The following is a 16,619-nucleotide window of genomic DNA, read 5'->3' as shown; positions in this document are numbered from 1 at the left end:
CTTGAAGTGTTTTTTAAGATTGCCAAAGTGGGGATTCGTGCTATGACCATAAGGCGCTATCGTGCAGGCGAAAAAAAACCCGATCATGGGATCGGGTTTTCTAGACCTGTGGGATCATAGTGGGATCACCACGATCAACCGCCTAGTCATCAAGGGGAAAGAAAAACGCTCAACCCCTTTGAATATGGCGGAGAGATAGGGATTTGAACCCTAGGTACTGTCGCCAGTACAACGGATTTCGAATCCGTCCCGTTCGGCCACTCCGGCATCTCTCCAACGGCGCGCATCATAACAGCTTGTTAAAAAAACGCGAACCTTTTTCTCAAAATTTTCGCGTTTTTTCAGTCGCTTGCGGCGTTTCAACTTTAGAGCGGGACGCCGAGGCGGTGGGCGACTTCTTCGTAGGCTTCGATGACGTCACCGAGGCCCTGGCGGAAGCGGTCCTTGTCCATTTTCTTCTTGGTGTCTTTGTCCCACAGGCGGCAGCCGTCCGGGCTGAATTCGTCACCCAGGACGATGGAGCCGTCGCTGAACACGCCGAATTCGAGTTTGAAGTCGACCAGCAGCAGGCCTGCGTCGTCGAACAGTTTGCTCAGGACGTCGTTGACCTTGAGGGACAGTTCTTTCATGCGCGCCAGTTGTTCAGCGGTGCCCCAGCCGAACGCGACGACGTGGGATTCGTTGATGAACGGGTCGCCCTTGGCGTCGTCCTTCAGGAACAGTTCGAAGGTGTACGGATTGAGCTTGATGCCCTCTTCGACGCCCAGGCGCTTGACCAGGCTGCCAGCGGCGTAGTTACGCACGACGCATTCGACCGGGATCATGTCGAGCTTCTTGACCAGCACTTCGTTGTCAGCCAGCAGTTTGTCGAACTGGGTCGGAATGCCGGCCGCTTCGAGTTTCTGCATGATGAAGGCGTTGAACTTGTTGTTCACCATGCCTTTGCGGTCGAGCTGTTCGATGCGCTTGCCGTCGAACGCCGAGGTGTCGTTGCGAAACAGCAGGATCAAGCGGTCAGCGTCGTCGGTCTTGTAAACCGATTTGGCTTTGCCGCGGTAGAGTTCTTCACGTTTTTCCATGATGGGCTCCGCTTGCGAAATACTTGGGCCAGGTGCCCATTGAGAGTGATGTACGGGACGTCAGGCGATTTCACGCCAGTCGAGCCCTGAATCCTGATCGGCCAATTGTAGCCAGTCCGGGTCGCACCCGAGGGTGTCGACGAAACATTGCCGGGCAAGCTGCGGCAGGTTGTTCTTGCTGCTCAGGTGGGCCAGCACGAGGTGTTGCAGGCCTTGCCATCCCAGCTCGTTTACCAGACCCGCGGCCTGGTGGTTGTTCAAATGCCCGTACTCCCCGCCGACCCGCTGTTTCAGGAAGTAGGGGTAGTGCCCGCGTGCGAGCAGGTCGCGACAGTGGTTGGACTCGATCATAAGGGCATCCAGTCCGCGATAGCTGTCGAGCACCGACGGACAGTACGACCCCAGATCGGTCAGCAGGCCAAACCGCTTGCGTCCGTTGTTGAACACGAACTGCGTCGGCTCCAGCGCATCGTGGGCCACGGCGACCACATCGATGCTCAGGTCGCCAATCTGCACGCCCTGCCCGCCCGCCAGCCTGATACCCGCGTCAACCGGCTTGCGCATGCCGCGCAAGGTGCCGTCGCTGAGGTAGACCGGCACGTCGTAGCGCCGAGACAGCAAACCCACGCCATGCACGTGATCGGCATGTTCGTGGGTCACCAGAATGGCGCTCAACTGTTGGCCGCTGACGCCCAGCCTGTCCAGCCGACGCTCGGTTTCCCGCAGGGAGAAACCGCAATCGACCAGCACGTATGTGTCGTTGCTCGCAACCAGCGTGCCGTTACCCCGGCTGCCGCTGCCCAGAACCGCGAAACGCACTTAACCGAGGTTGTCTTGAATGACGCTCAACACGCGACGGGCGACTTCGACCGGCGCGACGGTGTTGATGTTCTTCTCAACGGTCACTTGGACGTTGTCACCGACCTTGCTCAGGCGAACCTGATAACGGTCGGCGCGGGCTTCTTTCTGTTCCTTGGTCTCTTCACTGCCGAACATGCGGCCGAAGAAGCCTGGCTTGTTCTCAGGCTTGTCGGCCTTTTCTGCCAGGTTGATGTAGTACAGGCCCAGGCTGCGGTTGATGTCTTCAACGCGCCAGTCACCCTGATTCAAGGCACGGCCCACGCTGGACCATGCACGATCGAGGTCGGCGCCCAGGTTCAGGACCGGGTTGCCGCTGCCGTCTTCGCTCAGGGCGACACGGCTTGGGGTGTCGTAGTCACGTGCAGCCAGCAGGGAGACCGAACCGCCCTTCTCGGCGGTACGGGTCAGGCTGGCGAGCATGTCGTCGGTCAGGACCGAATCCAGGCCCACGTTGGTGCTGCGCGACGGGAACGCAGGGTCTTCACTGCTGCCGGCCGGGCGCTGAACGCTGACGATGTAGACTTCACTGGTGTTGCGCTGCACGCCCGGTTCGATGCGAACGCGCACGCGGGTTTCGGTGTTGGCACTGTCGCCCGAGCCGCCCATGCGCTTGGCCACAGCAGCGGACAGTTCGTCCATGCGCTGCCAGGTGGTGTTGAATTCACCGGTTTGCGGACGATCTTCGGCGATGCGGAAACCGTTGTCTTCGAAGTACTGGTGAGCCACAGGCCAGACTTCGGCCGGGGCGCGCTGGGCCAGAATCCAGCGGTTGTCGCCGCTCTTTTGCAGGGTGTAATCACCGGAATCCTGAACAGTGGACAGCGGCTGCGGGCGCGGTACGTTGAACTCACCCTTCTGCGTGTCGTCGGCCACGTTACGCGGGATCGGCAGCAGAGGGTCCAGGCGTTTGGCTTCCTGGACGCCTTCCGGCAGTTGCATCGGGGGTTTCTGGGTCGCTTCCAGGTAATCGCTGCTGCGATCACGGAAGTACCCGTCCTGGCCAAACAGCCAACTGCAACCGCTGGTGCTGGAGATGATCAGGGCTAGTGCGGAAAGTCCGGCCAGTCGCTTCATTGCGTAGTGCTTCCTCATTAAACCAATACGCCGGACTGGCGCAGGGCCTGACGTACCGGCTCGTGGCAGGACTCGCTGAGCCAGGTGAGCGGCAGACGGATACCGTCCGGCATCAAACCCATTTCGTGCAGAGCCCATTTCACAGGGATAGGGTTCGATTCGATGAACAGGGTCTTGTTCAGCGGCATCAGTTTTTCGTGGAGCGCGCGGGCGGTGGTGGCGTCACCGGCGATGGCGGCCTTGCACAGGTCGGCCATGTCGCGCGGGGCGACGTTGGCGGTCACGGAGATGTTGCCCTTGCCGCCGAGCAGGATCAGCTCGACTGCGGTGGCGTCGTCGCCCGAGTAGACCAGGAAATCGCTGTCGACACCGGCGAGGATGTCCTTGGCGCGCTGCATGTCGCCCGTGGCTTCCTTGATGGCGATGATGTTCTTGACCTTGGACAGACGGATCACGGTCTCGGCCTTCATGTCGCAGGAAGTGCGACCCGGCACGTTGTAGAGGATCTGCGGAATGTCCACGGCTTCGGCGATGTGCTTGAAGTGCTGGTACAGGCCTTCCTGGGTCGGCTTGTTGTAGTACGGCGTCACCAGCAGGCAGGCGTCGGCGCCAGCGTCTTTGGCGTTCTGGGTCAGCTCGACCGCTTCACGGGTGGAATTGGCGCCCGTGCCAGCGATGACCGGGATACGGCCCGCGACCTGTTTGACGACGTGACGGATCACTTCAATGTGCTCGTTGACGTCGAGCGTCGCGGATTCACCTGTCGTGCCGACGGCCACAATAGCGTTGGTGCCCTCTTTCAGGTGAAAGTCCACCAGTTTGCTCAGGCTGTCCCAGTCAAGACGCCCCTGTGCATCCATAGGTGTGACCAGTGCCACCATACTGCCCGCAATCATGCAAACCGCTCCTGCCGGAAAAAGAGAGCGGTAATGGTACTGGCGCCATGATCCTTGCACAAGGCGAGCATTCCCCTGAGCGACGGTTTTCGCTACCCTTCTGTCTTTGATCGGTACTGGTCATCTGCGCAGCTCGTTCGACTGATCGCTTTCGTCGTTACAAAACCCGCTCCAGCCCCGCTCTCGCTCGATGTGACTGGCTCACGTCGGCCGCGAACGGCAACGGCCCGGGTCGATGTTGCGAGTGTTTCGTTCGCCGGACCCGCCGCACAAGCCAAGAATGTACCGACCGCTCATCGCTTAGGAATGCTGCATGTCGTCCATCCCCACAGTTCGCGAACAATTCCTTGTCATCAGTGCCCTTGGCGCCAACCCAATGGAGCTGACCAACGTCCTGTGCCGCGCCAGTCATGAAAACCGTTGCTCGGTGGTCAGCTCGCGCCTCACTCGCCACGGCGAATGCAGTGCCCTGATCCTGCAGGTCTCCGGCAGCTGGGACGCACTGGCCCGCCTTGAGACCGGCCTGCCCAACCTGTCGAAGAAACACGCCTTCACCGTCAACGTGGTGCGCAGTGCGACCCTGGAGAGCCGTCCGGAAGCCCTGCCCTACGTGGCGTACGTCAGCTCGGCGTACCGTCCGGACATCATCAATGAGCTGTGCCAGTTCTTCATCGACCACAACGTCGAGCTGGAAAACCTGATCTGCGACACCTACCAGGCGCCGCAGACCGGAGGCACGATGCTAAACGCGACGTTCACCGTGACGCTGCCGGCCGGCACGCAAATCAGCTGGCTGCGCGATCAGTTCCTGGATTTCGCCGATGCCCTCAACCTCGACGCGCTGATCGAACCATGGCGCCCGCAAGCACCGATGTAAGGAAACCCCAATGGCTGTAGAACTGGACACCCCCGTTGCCGACTTTCAGGTTCAGGCCACCAGCGATCAGGCCGTCAGCCTGTCGGCGCTGAAGGGTCAGCAAGTGGTCATTTATTTCTACCCCAAAGACAGCACCCCCGGTTGCACTACCGAGGGCCAGGGCTTTCGTGATCAATACGCCGAATTCAAGGCGGCCAACACCGTGGTCTTCGGCGTGTCCCGCGACAGCTTGAAATCCCACGAAAACTTCAAGGCCAAGCAGGAATTCCCCTTCGAACTGATTTCGGACAAGGACGAATCGCTGTGCCAGCTGTTCGACGTGATCAAGCTGAAGAAGCTGTACGGCAAGGAATACCTGGGCGTTGATCGCAGCACATTCCTCATCGACAAGAACGGCGTGCTGCGCAAGGAATGGCGTGGCGTGAAAGTGCCGGGGCATGTGGATGCGGTGCTGGAAGCTGCGCAGGTGTTGAATAAAGGCTGAGGCACTACGCCAAACCTGTAGGAGCGCGCTTGCCCGCGAATGCGGTGTCTTTGCAGCAAATTCGTCTCTGACACAACCCATTCGCGGGCAAGCGCGCTCCTACAGGGCTAAACGCGAGGCCTTACAACAACGGCGCCACCGTCGGTTCATTTCGTGGCCATGCATCCAGAACGGCCTTGAACAGCGTCGCCAGCGGGATCGCGAAGAAAATCCCCCAGAATCCCCACAGCCCGCCAAACAGCAGTACCGCGCAGATGATCGCGACCGGGTGCAGGCTCACGGTTTGCGAAAACAGCAGCGGCACCAGCACGTTGCCGTCCAGGGTCTGAATGATCCCGTAGACCGCCATCAGGTAAATGAACTGATCGCTCCAGCCCCACTGAAACAGCGCAATGAAAGCCACGGGCACTGTCACCACGACCGCGCCGACATAAGGCACCACCACGGAAATCCCCACCAGCATCGCCAGCAGCGCCGAGTAATTGAGGCCCATCGTGACGAAGGCGATGTAAGTCACCGCGCCACAGATGAAGATCTCGATGACTTTTCCACGGATGTAATTAGCGATCTGCCGGTTCATTTCCTCGGCGACGCGGGTAATCAACGTACGCTCGCGAGGGAGATACCCGCGGAACCAGCGGCCAATCATCCGACGGTCCTTGAGGAAGAAGAACACCAGAATCGGCACCAGCACCAGATAGATCATCATGTTGACCAGCAACGGCAGGCTGGACAAAGAGAACGTCAACGCCCATTGACCAAACTTGCCGATTTCGCCACGGGCCGCTTCGATCGCCTGCAAGACTTGCTCATCTGAAACCAGATGCGGATAACGCTCCGGCAGCAGCAACAGCAGCGACTGCCACTTGGCGAGCATGCCCGGCAATTCGTTGAACAGGGTGATCAACTGATGCCAGAGCAACGGCACCAGCACCAGCAGAAACAGCGCCAGCGCGCCCATGAATAATGCGAAAACCAATCCCACCGCGCCGCCTTCCGGCATGCGCAAGCGTTCGAGCTGCACGACCATGCCTTGCATCAGAAACGCCAATACCAGCCCTGCCAGTACAGGTGCCAGCATGCCCCCCAAGGTCAGAACAACCGTGAACGCCAGAACCAACAGCACCGCCAGCACAACGGCCTCTTCATCCGAGAAGTAACGCTGCATCCAGTCGCGAAGCACTTTGAACATCGATGAACCTTTGAGGCAAAAGGGGAGTAAGCGAAGGGGTAAAAACGGTCAGGCCTTGCGTAACCAGTACCGATAAACGCCGTCAGCAGCCTCTTCATGCAATAGCGCATGGCCAGACAGCTTGGCGAAGGTGCGGAAGTCACGCTGCGAACCCGCATCGGTCGCGGTCACTTTGAGCACCGCGCCGCTCGCCAGACGGTTGAGTTCCATCTTGGCCTTGAGCAGTGGCAGCGGGCAATTCAGACCACTGGCGTCCAGCTCGGCATCGCTCGTCGCGGGGCGACCTACAGCGTCAGACATCTTTTCTCTCCGGGTAGACACATCAAATCGCACAGAAAATGGCGCTGGTTGAAGAATCTTCTTACAAGTTTGCAAGAATACCCCACTCTGGTCAGCAAGCCATTGAGCCAGCTACAGTAACGCCTTTCTGTCTCAGAGTTTCGTGCATGAATTTTCTGCGCCCCACACTGCTGACGCTCGCATGCCTGCTGGCGACCCCTGCGTTCGCGGACGACCTGCCCTCACTGGGCGACGCCAGCTCATCCATTGTTTCGCCGCAACAGGAGCACGACCTGGGCCGCGCATGGCTGGGGCTGCTTCGCGCGCAAGTGCCTCAATTGTCCGATCCGCAGTTGAAGGATTTCGTCGAGACGTCGGTCTACCGCCTCGCTGAAACCAGTCAGGTGCAGGATCGCCGGCTTGAATTCATCCTGATCAACACTCCCGAAATCAACGCCTTCGCCGCCCCCGGCGGGATCGTCGGCGTCAACGGCGGTCTGTTCCTGCACGCCGAAACCGAAGGCGAATACGCGGCGGTACTCGCGCACGAGCTGGCTCACTTGTCGCAACGCCACTTCGCCCGTGGCGTTCAGGCGCAACAGCGCATGCAGGTGCCGGTAATGGCCGCCATGCTCGCCGGTATCGTCATGGCCGTGGCAGGTGCCGGTGACGCGGGTATCGCTGCCATTGCCGGGACACAGGCTGCGGCGATTCAGGAACAAGCGCGTTTTTCCCGGCAAAACGAGGCCGAGGCTGATCGCATCGGCATCATGAATTTGGAGAAAGCCGGTTACGACCCGCGCAACATGCCGACCATGTTCGAGCGTCTGGCCCGTCAATACCGCTACGACGCCAAGCCGCCGGAATTTTTGATGAGTCACCCGGTGACCGAATCCCGTATCGCCGATACCCGCAACCGTGCCGAACAGGCCAAACCGGGGGGCAAGGAGGACAGCCTCACTTACCAGTTGATGCGCGCGCGGGTCGTGTTGATTTATGAAGAAACACCGGGCATGGCCGCCAAGCGCTTCCGTGCGCAAATGGCCGAAAACCCGAAAAACGACGCCGCCCGGTATGGCCTCGCATTGGCGCAAACCAAAGCCGGTCAATTGAACGAAGCGAGAGACAGCCTCAAGCCGCTGATAGAGAAGGCGCCGGACAACATCACGTACAACCTGGCCTTGATCAACCTGGACATCACCAACAACCGGTTCCCCGACGCGCAGCAGCGGGTGAACCGGATGCTGGACCTGTACCCGGACGATTACCCGCTGAATCAAGCCAAGGTGGATGTGCTGCTCAAACAGTCCAAAGCGCCGGAAGCGCTGAAAGCTCTTGAAACGCTGCTCAAAAGTCGCTCCGACGACCCGGACATCTGGAGTCAGGTGGCCGATGCCCGTGGTCTCTCGGGCAATACCATCGGTTCACATCAGGCCCGCGCCGAGTATTTCGCGTTGATGGGTGACTTCAAACAAGCCGTTCAGCAACTGGAATTCGCCAAACGTCGGGCGAACAACAACTTCCAGCTGGCCTCAAGGATCGACGCGCGGCAGCAGGAAATCATCGCGCAAGAAAAGGCCGTCAAAGAACTCATGAACTAGGGGGAAGCAGCGGCGAGTTCCGAGCTTCAAGCCGCAAGAAAAAGCAGATTCGCTGCGGTCTTGCTTCAGGCGAGGGACTCGAATCTTGCGCTGCTTTCTCTTGCAGCTTGTAGCTTGTAGCTCGTAGCTGCTTCTTACGCGTTGCCTGAGAGTTTGAGCCGCGCCGCTTGGGTGAAATCCAGCATCCGCTGCAACGGCCGGACGGCCTGGGGGATGATCGCCGGGTCGACGAAGATTTCGTTAGTGCCCTCGCGCAGGCATTGCAGGGTGCGCGCCAGGGTATTCATGGCCATCCACGGGCAGTGCGCGCAGCTGCGGCAGGCCGCGCCGTTACCGGCGGTGGGGGCTTCGATGAAGATTTTGTCCGGGCACAGCTGCTGCATCTTGTAGAAAATGCCGCGGTCGGTGGCCACGATAAAGGTCTTGTTCGGCAGGGTCTGTGCAGCCTTGATCAATTGGCTGGTCGAGCCCACTGCGTCGGCCAGGTCGATCACCGACTCCGGCGATTCCGGGTGCACCAGAATGGCCGCGTCCGGGTACAGCGCCTTCATGTCTTCCAGCTGACGCGATTTGAATTCTTCATGGACGATGCACGCACCGTCCCACAGCAGCATGTCGGCACCGGTTTCACGCTGGATGTAGCGCCCCAAGTGTTTGTCCGGTCCCCAGATGATCGTCTCGCCGTTGTCCATCAGGCTTTCGACGATTTCCAGCGCGCAGCTTGAGGTCACGACCCAGTCTGCACGGGCTTTGACCGCCGCCGAGGTGTTGGCATAGACCACGACCGTGCGCTCGGGGTGCTTGTCGCAGAACGCCGTGAATTCATCGACGCCACAGCCCAGGTCCAGCGAGCAGGTCGCTTCGAGGGTCGGCATTAGAATGCGTTTTTCAGGTGTCAGGATTTTCGCGGTTTCGCCCATGAAGCGCACACCGGCCACCAGCACGGTCTTGGCTGGATGGTTCTTGCCGAAGCGGGCCATTTCCAGCGAGTCGGACACACAACCGCCCGTCTCTTCGGCCAGCGCCTGAATCACCGGGTCGCAGTAATAGTGGGCGACCAACACGGCGTCCTGAGCCTTGAGTTCAGCGGCGATCAGGCGTCGGTACTCGGCTTCCTCTTCCGGGGTCAGGGGTTTGGGCTGTTTGGCGTCTAGATGCGCCTGCACCAGAAGGCGTTCGGAAATCTGTGTCATGTTCGCAGGACCTGAATGCGCGTAAGCGCGAACGTCGAGTTTACACCTGAACAACAGGCAACAAAGGGAGCGGAAAACCCTCACGGTCATGAAGTTTCCAGCCTTGTGCACGCGTCGTGGCGCATGCATCGGTGAGATCTCGCCGCGCACTTTCTCAGGCTCGACACCTTCGTCTGAAGGCCCCGGCAGGAGGTGGCGCAAAGCGGCGGCGAATGTATCACGTAACCTGTTGAGCGTTCACTTACCGACGGCCGCGCCTCAGCCCAGGCGCATCGACAGCTCGACCTCATCGGCGAACGGGATCGACAGATACCCCAGCTCCACCGAGCGCACCCGTGCCAGGTAATCCGGGGCGTAATCGGCGTTGTCAGCGATGATCAGCGCGCCGGGACGCAGGCGGCTTTCCACCAGGCTCAGGATTTCCGGGTACAGGGCCTTGGCGCCGTCGAGCAGCACCAGGTCGATGGAGTCCGGCAGGTCCTGGCCCAACGTTTTCAGGGCGTCGCCTTCGCGGATTTCCACCAGATCGAGCAGGCCACCTGCAACCAGGTTGTCCCGCGCCTGGGCGACCTTGGACGATTCGAACTCGCTGGTGATCAACAGACCGCCGCCGTTATCACGCAGGGCCGCCGCCAGGTGCAGGGTCGAAATGCCGAACGACGTGCCGAATTCGACCACCGTGCGGGCTTTGCAACTGCGCGCCAGCATGTACAGCAAGGCGCCGGTTTCGCGGGACACGGCCAGTGGGAAATCCTTGAGACGGCCATAGAACTCCAGGTAATCGGTTTTGCTGCGCATCAGACGCGAAAGATCTTCCTGGGACAGCGTGGACAGCTCCGAGCTGTTCCTCGGGGATTGCTCGTCGGCAGCGGCGAACAGGCGCTCCAACAGTGGTGCGACAGGGCGAGTGGTTAACGTATTCATGGGATTCTCCGGTGTGAACGATGCGCAAATCACATCGCCGGAATAGAATGCGAGCAATCACTCACATTTGATAATCGCATTCCGGAGCCGCCGTGACCGATCCCCGCAAACCTGCGATTTCCCTGCGCAAACAGCCCAAACAGGCCCGCTCCGAAGCGTCGGTATCGATCATTCTTGAGGCCGCTGTTCAGGTTTTGGCCAAAGAAGGCGCGACGCGCTTCACCACTGCCCGGGTGGCTGAGAAGGCCGGAGTGAGCATCGGGTCGCTCTATCAGTACTTTCCGAACAAGGCCGCGATTCTGTTCCGCCTGCAAAGTGACGAGTGGAAGCAAACCACCGACATGCTCAGCCGCCTGCTGGAGGACAGCGCCACGCCGCCTTTGCAGCGACTGCGAAACCTTGTCCACGCATTCCTCCGCTCGGAATGCGAAGAGGCCGATATGCGTGTGGCCCTTGATGACGCCGCCCCGCTCTATCGTCACGCCCCGGAAGCCCGCGAGACCCGGCAAAAAGGTGAGCAGGCGATTGTTCGATTCATGCAAGAGGTGTTGCCAGACGCGGATGAAGCCCATCGGCAACGCGTCGGGGAACTGATCACGGCCACGATGAGCAAAGTGGGCAAGGCGTTTTCACAAACGCCGAGAACCGAGGTGGAAATCGAGGCCTACGCGACGGCCATGTCCGACATGTTCTGCGCGTATCTGGAACGGTCGGGCTAACGCTCTCTACGCGTCGGGGGCGAATCGGAATTGCCCCTTGCCGCGCCGCTTGGCGTCGTACATCGCCGAGTCCGCCGCGCGCATCAGGTCTTCAATGGTGCTTCCGCTCTCCGGCAGGCAGGCGATGCCGATGCTGGCCCCCAGGCGGAAACGGGTCTGGTCGGCAGACACTTGGGTGATGAGTTTTTCGGCCACCGCCGCCGCGTCCTCGGGGCCATTCACGCCTTCGATGATGACCGTGAACTCGTCACCGCCGATCCTCGCTAGTCGGTCGTAGGGCCGCAGACAGCCTTGCAGTTGCTGGCTGACCCAACGCAGCGCGTCATCCCCCCGGTCGTGGCCAAATTGATCGTTGATCTGCTTGAAGCCATCGAGGTCCAGGTACAGCAGCGCGCTCATCTTGCCAGTCCGTTGATTGCGGGAAATGGCAGCCTGCAACGCTTGCACGAACCCACGGCGGTTGAGCAATCCCGTGAGTGCATCCGTGATGGTCATGACTTCGAGTTGGTGGTGAAGCTCGCGCACTGCCGACATGTCCAGTGCCAGCAGGGTCATTGCGTCCTGCCCTTGAGACAGGGGCGAACAGGACAGCGCGACCGGGATGCTTTGCTCTTCGCGATTGCGCAGATTCGCGTCGTGCAGCCGAAGCCTTTCGCCGCGCTGGAAATGGTCGAGCCACACCGAGGTCTGCCAGTCTTCGTCGTGGGGTGTTTCGATCCAGTCGAGCAAGGGCGTGCCTCGCAGTTCGTCATCCTGACACCCCAGCATGTGGGTGATCGCCGGATTGGCGAACTGGATGAGGCCGTCGCTGCCCACCACCATGATGCCCTCGGCCGTGTTGTCGAGAATCGAGGCATTGAACGCCCGCTCCCGCTCCAATTGCCGACTGGTTTGCAGCAATCCTCGACGGTAACGGTCGTGCTCCAGCAGCACCCGCGCCTTGTGGATCAGCATCGTCGGCTGCACCGGTTTGGTCATGAAATCGACCGCACCGGCCGAATAGCCCTGATCGAGCACCTCGTCGGTCTGGCGCATCCCGGAGATGAAAATGATGGGAGTGAAGCGGGTGTTGGGGTCTTCACGCATTCGGCGGGCGACTTCGAAGCCACTCATCCCCGGCATTTGCACGTCCATCAACACCAGGCCGATCTTGCCGGATGCCATGCACGCCAGCGCCTTGGCCCCGGAATCGACGCAACGAACGGTTCTGTCGAGCTCTTCAAGCAGCTCCTGCATTTCTTCCAGATTTTCCTCCTGGTCGTCGACCACCAGGATTTCCAGCGCCTCGTCCTGCATCTGCTCACCACCTCCCTGTCACCCAACGTGTGCTGGCCAAATCACTGTTTGGCTAGCATAGCTGGGAGAAACGGGGCAGGCGTCTGTTTCGTACGTTATCTGATGATCGTCGACAGGCGCTCAGTCGTGCACGACTTCACGGGTTCAGCAGCCCCCGTTGGATCAAGCTGCTGGCCGTCGCGACAATCGCCTCTTCACTGGAACGCGGCGACCAGCCCAACAGGCGGATCGCCTTTTCACTCGTGGCATTCATGTTTCGGCCTAACAAGGTTGCGATGCCTTTTTGGGACGGGTCCGTCTGGGCTTTTAAACGGACCACCCAGTTTGGAATCTCGACCATCGGCACATGGCTCGCAGCAGCGCCCATGCGACGGCGCAGCACCTTGGCAACGTCGAGCAACCACAGGCTTTCCCCCGAAATGGCCAGAAAACGCTCACCGTTTGCCAAAGGATGGGTCATGGCGAGCAGATGAAGGTCTGCCACATCACGCACATCGACGAATCCACAATTGACCTTCGGACAGGCGCGCTGCCCGTTGAGCATGTTGGTCACCAGCCGAATGGAGTGCGAGTAATCCGGCCCCAGCACGGGTCCGAGAACCGCCGTCGGATTAACCGCCGAGAGTTCAAGGCCACCACCTTCCCGGGCGATAAAGGCCCAGGCGGCGCGCTCGGAGAGGGTCTTGGATTTCTGGTACGGCCAGACGTCCGCGTCCAGATTGCTCCAGTCCTTTTCGTCGAAGGGTCGATTCAACGGGGGATGTCCAGCACAAATGGCCCCGAACGCTGAGGTCAGGACAACGCGCTTGACGCCCGCGTCCCGGGCTGCACGCAAGACTCTCAGGTTGCCGTCCACCGCTGGCCTGATCCAATCGTCCTCATTGGCGTGGTCACCTGAAGGCGTTGGCGAGGCGCCATGCAACACATAGCTGCAACCCGCTGCCGCCGCTGCCCAGCCTCGATCTTCATTCAGGTCGGCCGTTACGAACGTCAGTCGCTCCCCCGCCTCGATGCCGCCTGTCTTGAGGTACGCCCTGACTTCCGCTTCTCATTCCGGCGAGCGAATCGTCGTGCGCACGCGATACCCTTCTTTCAGCAAGGCCAAGATGCAGTGTTGCGCGATAAAGCCGGTTCCGCCCGTCACCAATACCCCTTGTTCTGTCATGTACGTCGTCTCGCGTGGTCACTTGGAAAGTGCGTCAGCATGGACACTCCACGGAGAACTTTGAATAATCAGAAATACGCCTTACTTGCGCGAGAGTACGAATATGCGGGCTGACCCTTTTTCCGAGATCCTCAGTTACACCCGTGCTGAATCCGTGGTGACGGGCGGATTCACGGCGGGTGGTCCGTGGGCGATCCGTTTCCCGGCGCCTGACAAGATCAAGTTTTTTGCAGTGATGCGGGGCTTTTGCTGGGTGCACATCGACGGGCACGCCGAGCCGGTCCACTTCGGAACCGGTGATGTCGGTTTGCTGACCGCCAAACGGTCCTTTGTATTGGCCAGCGATCTGACGGTCGAGCCCCTTGATGCCATGAGCCTGTTCGGCGGCAATGCCAGCAACCGGGCGCAACTGGGTGACGGAGAAGACTTCTGCCACATCGGTGGCCATGTGCTGCTGGACACGACCAGCGGGGGGTTATTGGCGGATGTGCTGCCACCGTGGATTCGCGTGCCGGCGACTTCGCCTCATGCGCAGGCGTTTAGCTGGTTGCTGGACAGCCTGATCAATGAGCGCGCCACCGAACAACCCGGCGCCCAACTGGTGTCGGCGCAGCTGGCACAACTGCTTTTTATCCAGATTCTGAGAGCCCATTTGCAGTCGGGGGACGCGATGCCGCCCAGCTGGATGGGGGCGCTTTCCGATAAACGCCTCGCGCCTGCACTGCAATTGATGCACGAGGACCCCGCTCGGTCGTGGGGTCTGGAGACGCTCGCGAAAGCCTGCGCCATGTCCCGAACCACGTTCGTCGAACGCTTCCGGACAGTGGTGGGCGTCACGCCGATCACTTACCTCACGCAATGGCGGATGCGCCTGGCCGAACGGACGTTGCGACAGGAAGACAGCCCCATCGCAGCCATCGCGGAGCAAGTGGGTTACGCCTCCGAAAGCGCATTCAGCAATGCTTTCAAACGCCTGACCGGCCGCTCACCCCGGAGTTACAGGAACAACGCACGAGAAGCCGGTGGGTGATGTTCTCGTGGCGAATGGCAAGCGACGGTTACCGATCAATCCGCAACCGATACTGGAAAGCGTCACCCCGGTAATACAGGTATTCGAAATCCAGCGGCTGTCCTTCAGCGGTATGGGTCAGCCGTTCGATGCGCATGATCGGCGCTTTAGTCTTGAGACCCAGCGCAGCGGCCATGTGCGCAGTGGCTTCAATGGCGTCGATGGCCAGGTCCGCATGGCCGAGGGAGATGTCGAGGTCGTTTTCCAGAATGAGGAAAATGTCCCGAGTTGCAAGGTCGGCCGATGCCAGTCGGCGCCCGACCGTCTCTGGCAGGTAAGTGATTTCCAGCGAGACGGGCTCACGATTGACCAATCGCACCCGTTGAATCTCCAACACCGTATCGCCTTCGCTCAACTGCAGTCGCTGGGCCACTGTCGCGTCGGCGGGCACGTAGTCGAAGCCGCACAACCGGTTCACGACTTCGTACCCTGAATCCGCCAGCGCCTCCGCCAGCCCTTTGAGAGACGAGACGTTCTGAAACGCTTTGGGCTTGGAGACGAAGGTGCCCTTGCCGTGGATTTTGAAGATCAACCCTTCCATCTGCAGATCGCCCAACGCCTGCCGCACCGTGATGCGACTGACGCCAAACGTGGCACCCAGTTCGCTTTCCGATCCCATGCGGCTGCCCGGCTGAAAAGTGCCGTCCAGAATGCGCGAGCGAAGGTATTCCTTCAGCTGCGTGTAGAGCGGCACGGGCGAGTCGTGGGTCAGTTTTGCGGTCGAGTCGAGGGTCATAGAGGTCTGGCTTAGAGGCGATAACGCTCAGCGGTCATGTTCGTCGGGCAGGGTGTCGGACGAACAGGCGTCAATACAAGCTGCGCTAGCCTACCCCAGCCGGGCAGGCTTTTTCATCCTTGACGCATCTGTCAGCCACATTCAGATCGGCATACCCGGCTTGATATCGAACGCCTTTTGAACCAGCTCGGAACGTTGTCCCAGCCCGTCGGTGCTCTTGCGTGTCCATGCGGAATCGAGCTGCTTACGCTGCTGATCAATGATTTCCTTGGGTTCCACGTTCCGGTAGCTGACGATCTCACCGGCGATCACACCGATCGTGGTTGCAAACACTGGCTCGTGGTCGTATTGCTCGTGGGGGAACGCGAGCTTGCTGTAATCGAAGAGGCGCTGCGAAGGGTCATCCTGCCAGTTTTTCCAAGTCTCAAACATCCGGTCATTGAAGCCCGTCAGGAACGGACCGGGATTGACCGTCGCGACCTCGATTCCGAACTCTTTCAGCTCTTGGCTCATGGCCTCGGCAATCGCTTCGACCGCGTGTTTGGAAGAGGCATAGGCGCCAGCGAACGGATCGGTGGTCAGTCCTGCGACCGAGGACATGAACACGATCTTGCCGCGCTTCTTGGCCACCATTTTTTTTACGATCATCTGCGTGAGCATCAAGGGGCCGATGACGTTGACTTCATACTGACGGCGCAGGTTTTCCGCCGGGATGTCAACCGTGGCGCCGCCTTCCGAAATACCCGCATTGTTCAGCAGTACATCGACGTCCCACTCGGCGGCGTTGCGGCGATCCCCTTCATGGGTGACGTCCAGTTTTTCAATTCGAAGCTGCACGCCTCTGCGCTTGGCCTCCTGTTCCAGCGCATGCACCTGCGCCACGATTTCCACACCGGCGATGACGGACAGCCCTTTGGCAGCCAGCCTCAGGGCCACTTCATAGCCAAATCCGGTGCCTGCGCCTGTTACGAGAATGGTCATAACGATTTCCTGTCGTGAGCGTGAGAGAACCGGAGCATCGGCGCCGCAATCAGCAGAATGGAAGTGATGTGCAGCCTTCGAATACTCGTGTTCTCAATGGGTTTGGAGCGGGTCCAAAATAACGCTTGCCAGACAGATGACCGTGAAAGGGCTGAATGGATTCACTGAATATGCGCTTGAGGGATGAATGGAC

16 protein-coding genes, 1 tRNA gene and 1 pseudogene are annotated in these 16,619 nt (G+C 60.0%); 5 read left to right on the top strand and 13 right to left on the bottom strand.

Annotated features, from left to right (window positions below; translation table 11 throughout):
* Window positions 1-185: 185 nt before the first annotated feature.
* From ACIQAL_RS21660 to dapA, 5 genes are all read right to left on the bottom strand, one after another.
* A tRNA-Ser gene (locus ACIQAL_RS21660) sits at window positions 186-275 on the bottom strand.
* A gap of 90 nt (window positions 276-365) precedes the next feature.
* Window positions 366-1,079, bottom strand: coding sequence for a phosphoribosylaminoimidazolesuccinocarboxamide synthase (purC, locus tag ACIQAL_RS21655; RefSeq protein WP_166596357.1), 714 nt, complete (start codon window positions 1,077-1,079; stop codon window positions 366-368).
* Between the two features lie 60 nt (window positions 1,080-1,139).
* Window positions 1,140-1,898: an MBL fold metallo-hydrolase gene (locus ACIQAL_RS21650; protein ID WP_401149271.1), complete on the bottom strand. Its 759-nt coding sequence runs from the start codon at window positions 1,896-1,898 to the stop codon at window positions 1,140-1,142.
* On the bottom strand, window positions 1,899-3,014 hold the full coding sequence (gene bamC / locus ACIQAL_RS21645) for an outer membrane protein assembly factor BamC (protein WP_401149268.1): 1,116 nt from the start codon (window positions 3,012-3,014) through the stop codon (window positions 1,899-1,901).
* Window positions 3,015-3,031: 17 nt separating this feature from the next.
* A complete protein-coding gene (gene dapA, locus ACIQAL_RS21640; protein ID WP_166596354.1) occupies window positions 3,032-3,910 on the bottom strand; it encodes a 4-hydroxy-tetrahydrodipicolinate synthase in 879 nt (292 codons plus the stop codon).
* Between the two features lie 313 nt (window positions 3,911-4,223).
* Between dapA and ACIQAL_RS21635 the strand changes: the two genes are divergently transcribed.
* Window positions 4,224-4,787 carry a glycine cleavage system protein R gene (locus ACIQAL_RS21635; protein WP_401149264.1) on the top strand — a complete coding sequence of 188 codons (564 nt, stop codon included), beginning with the start codon at window positions 4,224-4,226 and terminating at the stop codon, window positions 4,785-4,787.
* 10 nt (window positions 4,788-4,797) lie between these two features.
* A complete protein-coding gene (locus ACIQAL_RS21630; protein ID WP_401149262.1) occupies window positions 4,798-5,271 on the top strand; it encodes a peroxiredoxin in 474 nt (157 codons plus the stop codon).
* Window positions 5,272-5,392: 121 nt separating this feature from the next.
* On the opposite strand, the gene ACIQAL_RS21625 is transcribed toward ACIQAL_RS21630, so the two are convergent.
* Window positions 5,393-6,463 (bottom strand): AI-2E family transporter, encoded by a 1,071-nt coding sequence (locus ACIQAL_RS21625; RefSeq protein ID WP_166596351.1) that lies wholly within the window; start codon window positions 6,461-6,463, stop codon window positions 5,393-5,395.
* Window positions 6,464-6,511: 48 nt separating this feature from the next.
* A complete protein-coding gene (locus tag ACIQAL_RS21620; protein ID WP_166596350.1) occupies window positions 6,512-6,763 on the bottom strand; it encodes a sulfurtransferase TusA family protein in 252 nt (83 codons plus the stop codon).
* 146 nt (window positions 6,764-6,909) lie between these two features.
* On the opposite strand from ACIQAL_RS21620, the gene ACIQAL_RS21615 reads away from it, so the two are divergent.
* Window positions 6,910-8,343, top strand: coding sequence for a M48 family metalloprotease (locus ACIQAL_RS21615; RefSeq protein ID WP_166596349.1), 1,434 nt, complete (start codon window positions 6,910-6,912; stop codon window positions 8,341-8,343).
* Between the two features lie 134 nt (window positions 8,344-8,477).
* Here ACIQAL_RS21615 and nadA read toward each other — a convergent pair whose 3' ends face one another.
* Both nadA and ACIQAL_RS21605 read right to left on the bottom strand, forming a co-directional pair.
* Window positions 8,478-9,536 carry a quinolinate synthase NadA gene (nadA, locus tag ACIQAL_RS21610; protein WP_401149258.1) on the bottom strand — a complete coding sequence of 353 codons (1,059 nt, stop codon included), beginning with the start codon at window positions 9,534-9,536 and terminating at the stop codon, window positions 8,478-8,480.
* Window positions 9,537-9,794: 258 nt separating this feature from the next.
* Entirely contained in the window at window positions 9,795-10,460 is a 666-nt protein-coding gene (locus ACIQAL_RS21605) for an O-methyltransferase (RefSeq protein WP_401149255.1), read from the bottom strand.
* Between the two features lie 92 nt (window positions 10,461-10,552).
* On the opposite strand from ACIQAL_RS21605, the gene ACIQAL_RS21600 reads away from it, so the two are divergent.
* Window positions 10,553-11,179, top strand: a complete 627-nt coding sequence (locus tag ACIQAL_RS21600) for a TetR family transcriptional regulator (RefSeq protein WP_401149253.1) — start codon at window positions 10,553-10,555, stop codon at window positions 11,177-11,179.
* Window positions 11,180-11,185: 6 nt separating this feature from the next.
* Here ACIQAL_RS21600 and ACIQAL_RS21595 read toward each other — a convergent pair whose 3' ends face one another.
* Window positions 11,186-12,475 carry a diguanylate cyclase domain-containing protein gene (locus ACIQAL_RS21595; protein ID WP_401149250.1) on the bottom strand — a complete coding sequence of 430 codons (1,290 nt, stop codon included), beginning with the start codon at window positions 12,473-12,475 and terminating at the stop codon, window positions 11,186-11,188.
* A 136-nt stretch (window positions 12,476-12,611) separates the two neighbouring features.
* Window positions 12,612-13,640 (bottom strand): annotated as a pseudogene (locus ACIQAL_RS21590) (SDR family oxidoreductase).
* Between the two features lie 103 nt (window positions 13,641-13,743).
* Here ACIQAL_RS21590 and ACIQAL_RS21585 point away from each other — a divergent pair.
* Entirely contained in the window at window positions 13,744-14,670 is a 927-nt protein-coding gene (locus ACIQAL_RS21585; protein ID WP_401149248.1) for an AraC family transcriptional regulator, read from the top strand.
* Between the two features lie 28 nt (window positions 14,671-14,698).
* On the opposite strand, the gene ACIQAL_RS21580 is transcribed toward ACIQAL_RS21585, so the two are convergent.
* Window positions 14,699-15,445, bottom strand: a complete 747-nt coding sequence (locus ACIQAL_RS21580) for a GntR family transcriptional regulator (protein ID WP_401149245.1) — start codon at window positions 15,443-15,445, stop codon at window positions 14,699-14,701.
* Window positions 15,446-15,586: 141 nt separating this feature from the next.
* A complete protein-coding gene (locus ACIQAL_RS21575) occupies window positions 15,587-16,426 on the bottom strand; it encodes an SDR family oxidoreductase (RefSeq protein ID WP_401149243.1) in 840 nt (279 codons plus the stop codon).
* Window positions 16,427-16,619 lie beyond the last annotated feature (193 nt).

It is taken from the genome of Pseudomonas sp. NPDC088368 (genome assembly GCF_044753445.1).
GTDB lineage: Bacteria > Pseudomonadota > Gammaproteobacteria > Pseudomonadales > Pseudomonadaceae > Aquipseudomonas > Aquipseudomonas bambusae.
The sequence above is the reverse complement of the archived record's forward strand: the minus strand, read 5'-3'. Positions and strand labels throughout refer to the sequence as shown.

Excerpts from the sequence above, each read along its gene's own strand:
- purC (WP_166596357.1), bottom strand. The coding sequence starts at position 1,079 with ATGGAAAAACGTGAAGAACTCTACCGCGGCAAAGCCAAATCGGTTTAC.
- bamC (WP_401149268.1), bottom strand. The coding sequence starts at position 3,014 with ATGAAGCGACTGGCCGGACTTTCCGCACTAGCCCTGATCATCTCCAGC.
- dapA (WP_166596354.1), bottom strand. The coding sequence starts at position 3,910 with ATGATTGCGGGCAGTATGGTGGCACTGGTCACACCTATGGATGCACAG.
- ACIQAL_RS21635 (WP_401149264.1), top strand. The coding sequence starts at position 4,224 with ATGTCGTCCATCCCCACAGTTCGCGAACAATTCCTTGTCATCAGTGCC.
- ACIQAL_RS21630 (WP_401149262.1), top strand. The coding sequence starts at position 4,798 with ATGGCTGTAGAACTGGACACCCCCGTTGCCGACTTTCAGGTTCAGGCC.
- ACIQAL_RS21625 (WP_166596351.1), bottom strand. The coding sequence starts at position 6,463 with ATGTTCAAAGTGCTTCGCGACTGGATGCAGCGTTACTTCTCGGATGAA.
- ACIQAL_RS21620 (WP_166596350.1), bottom strand. The coding sequence starts at position 6,763 with ATGTCTGACGCTGTAGGTCGCCCCGCGACGAGCGATGCCGAGCTGGAC.
- ACIQAL_RS21615 (WP_166596349.1), top strand. The coding sequence starts at position 6,910 with ATGAATTTTCTGCGCCCCACACTGCTGACGCTCGCATGCCTGCTGGCG.
- nadA (WP_401149258.1), bottom strand. The coding sequence starts at position 9,536 with ATGACACAGATTTCCGAACGCCTTCTGGTGCAGGCGCATCTAGACGCC.
- ACIQAL_RS21605 (WP_401149255.1), bottom strand. The coding sequence starts at position 10,460 with ATGAATACGTTAACCACTCGCCCTGTCGCACCACTGTTGGAGCGCCTG.
- ACIQAL_RS21595 (WP_401149250.1), bottom strand. The coding sequence starts at position 12,475 with ATGCAGGACGAGGCGCTGGAAATCCTGGTGGTCGACGACCAGGAGGAA.
- ACIQAL_RS21585 (WP_401149248.1), top strand. The coding sequence starts at position 13,744 with ATGCGGGCTGACCCTTTTTCCGAGATCCTCAGTTACACCCGTGCTGAA.
- ACIQAL_RS21580 (WP_401149245.1), bottom strand. The coding sequence starts at position 15,445 with ATGACCCTCGACTCGACCGCAAAACTGACCCACGACTCGCCCGTGCCG.
- ACIQAL_RS21575 (WP_401149243.1), bottom strand. The coding sequence starts at position 16,426 with ATGACCATTCTCGTAACAGGCGCAGGCACCGGATTTGGCTATGAAGTG.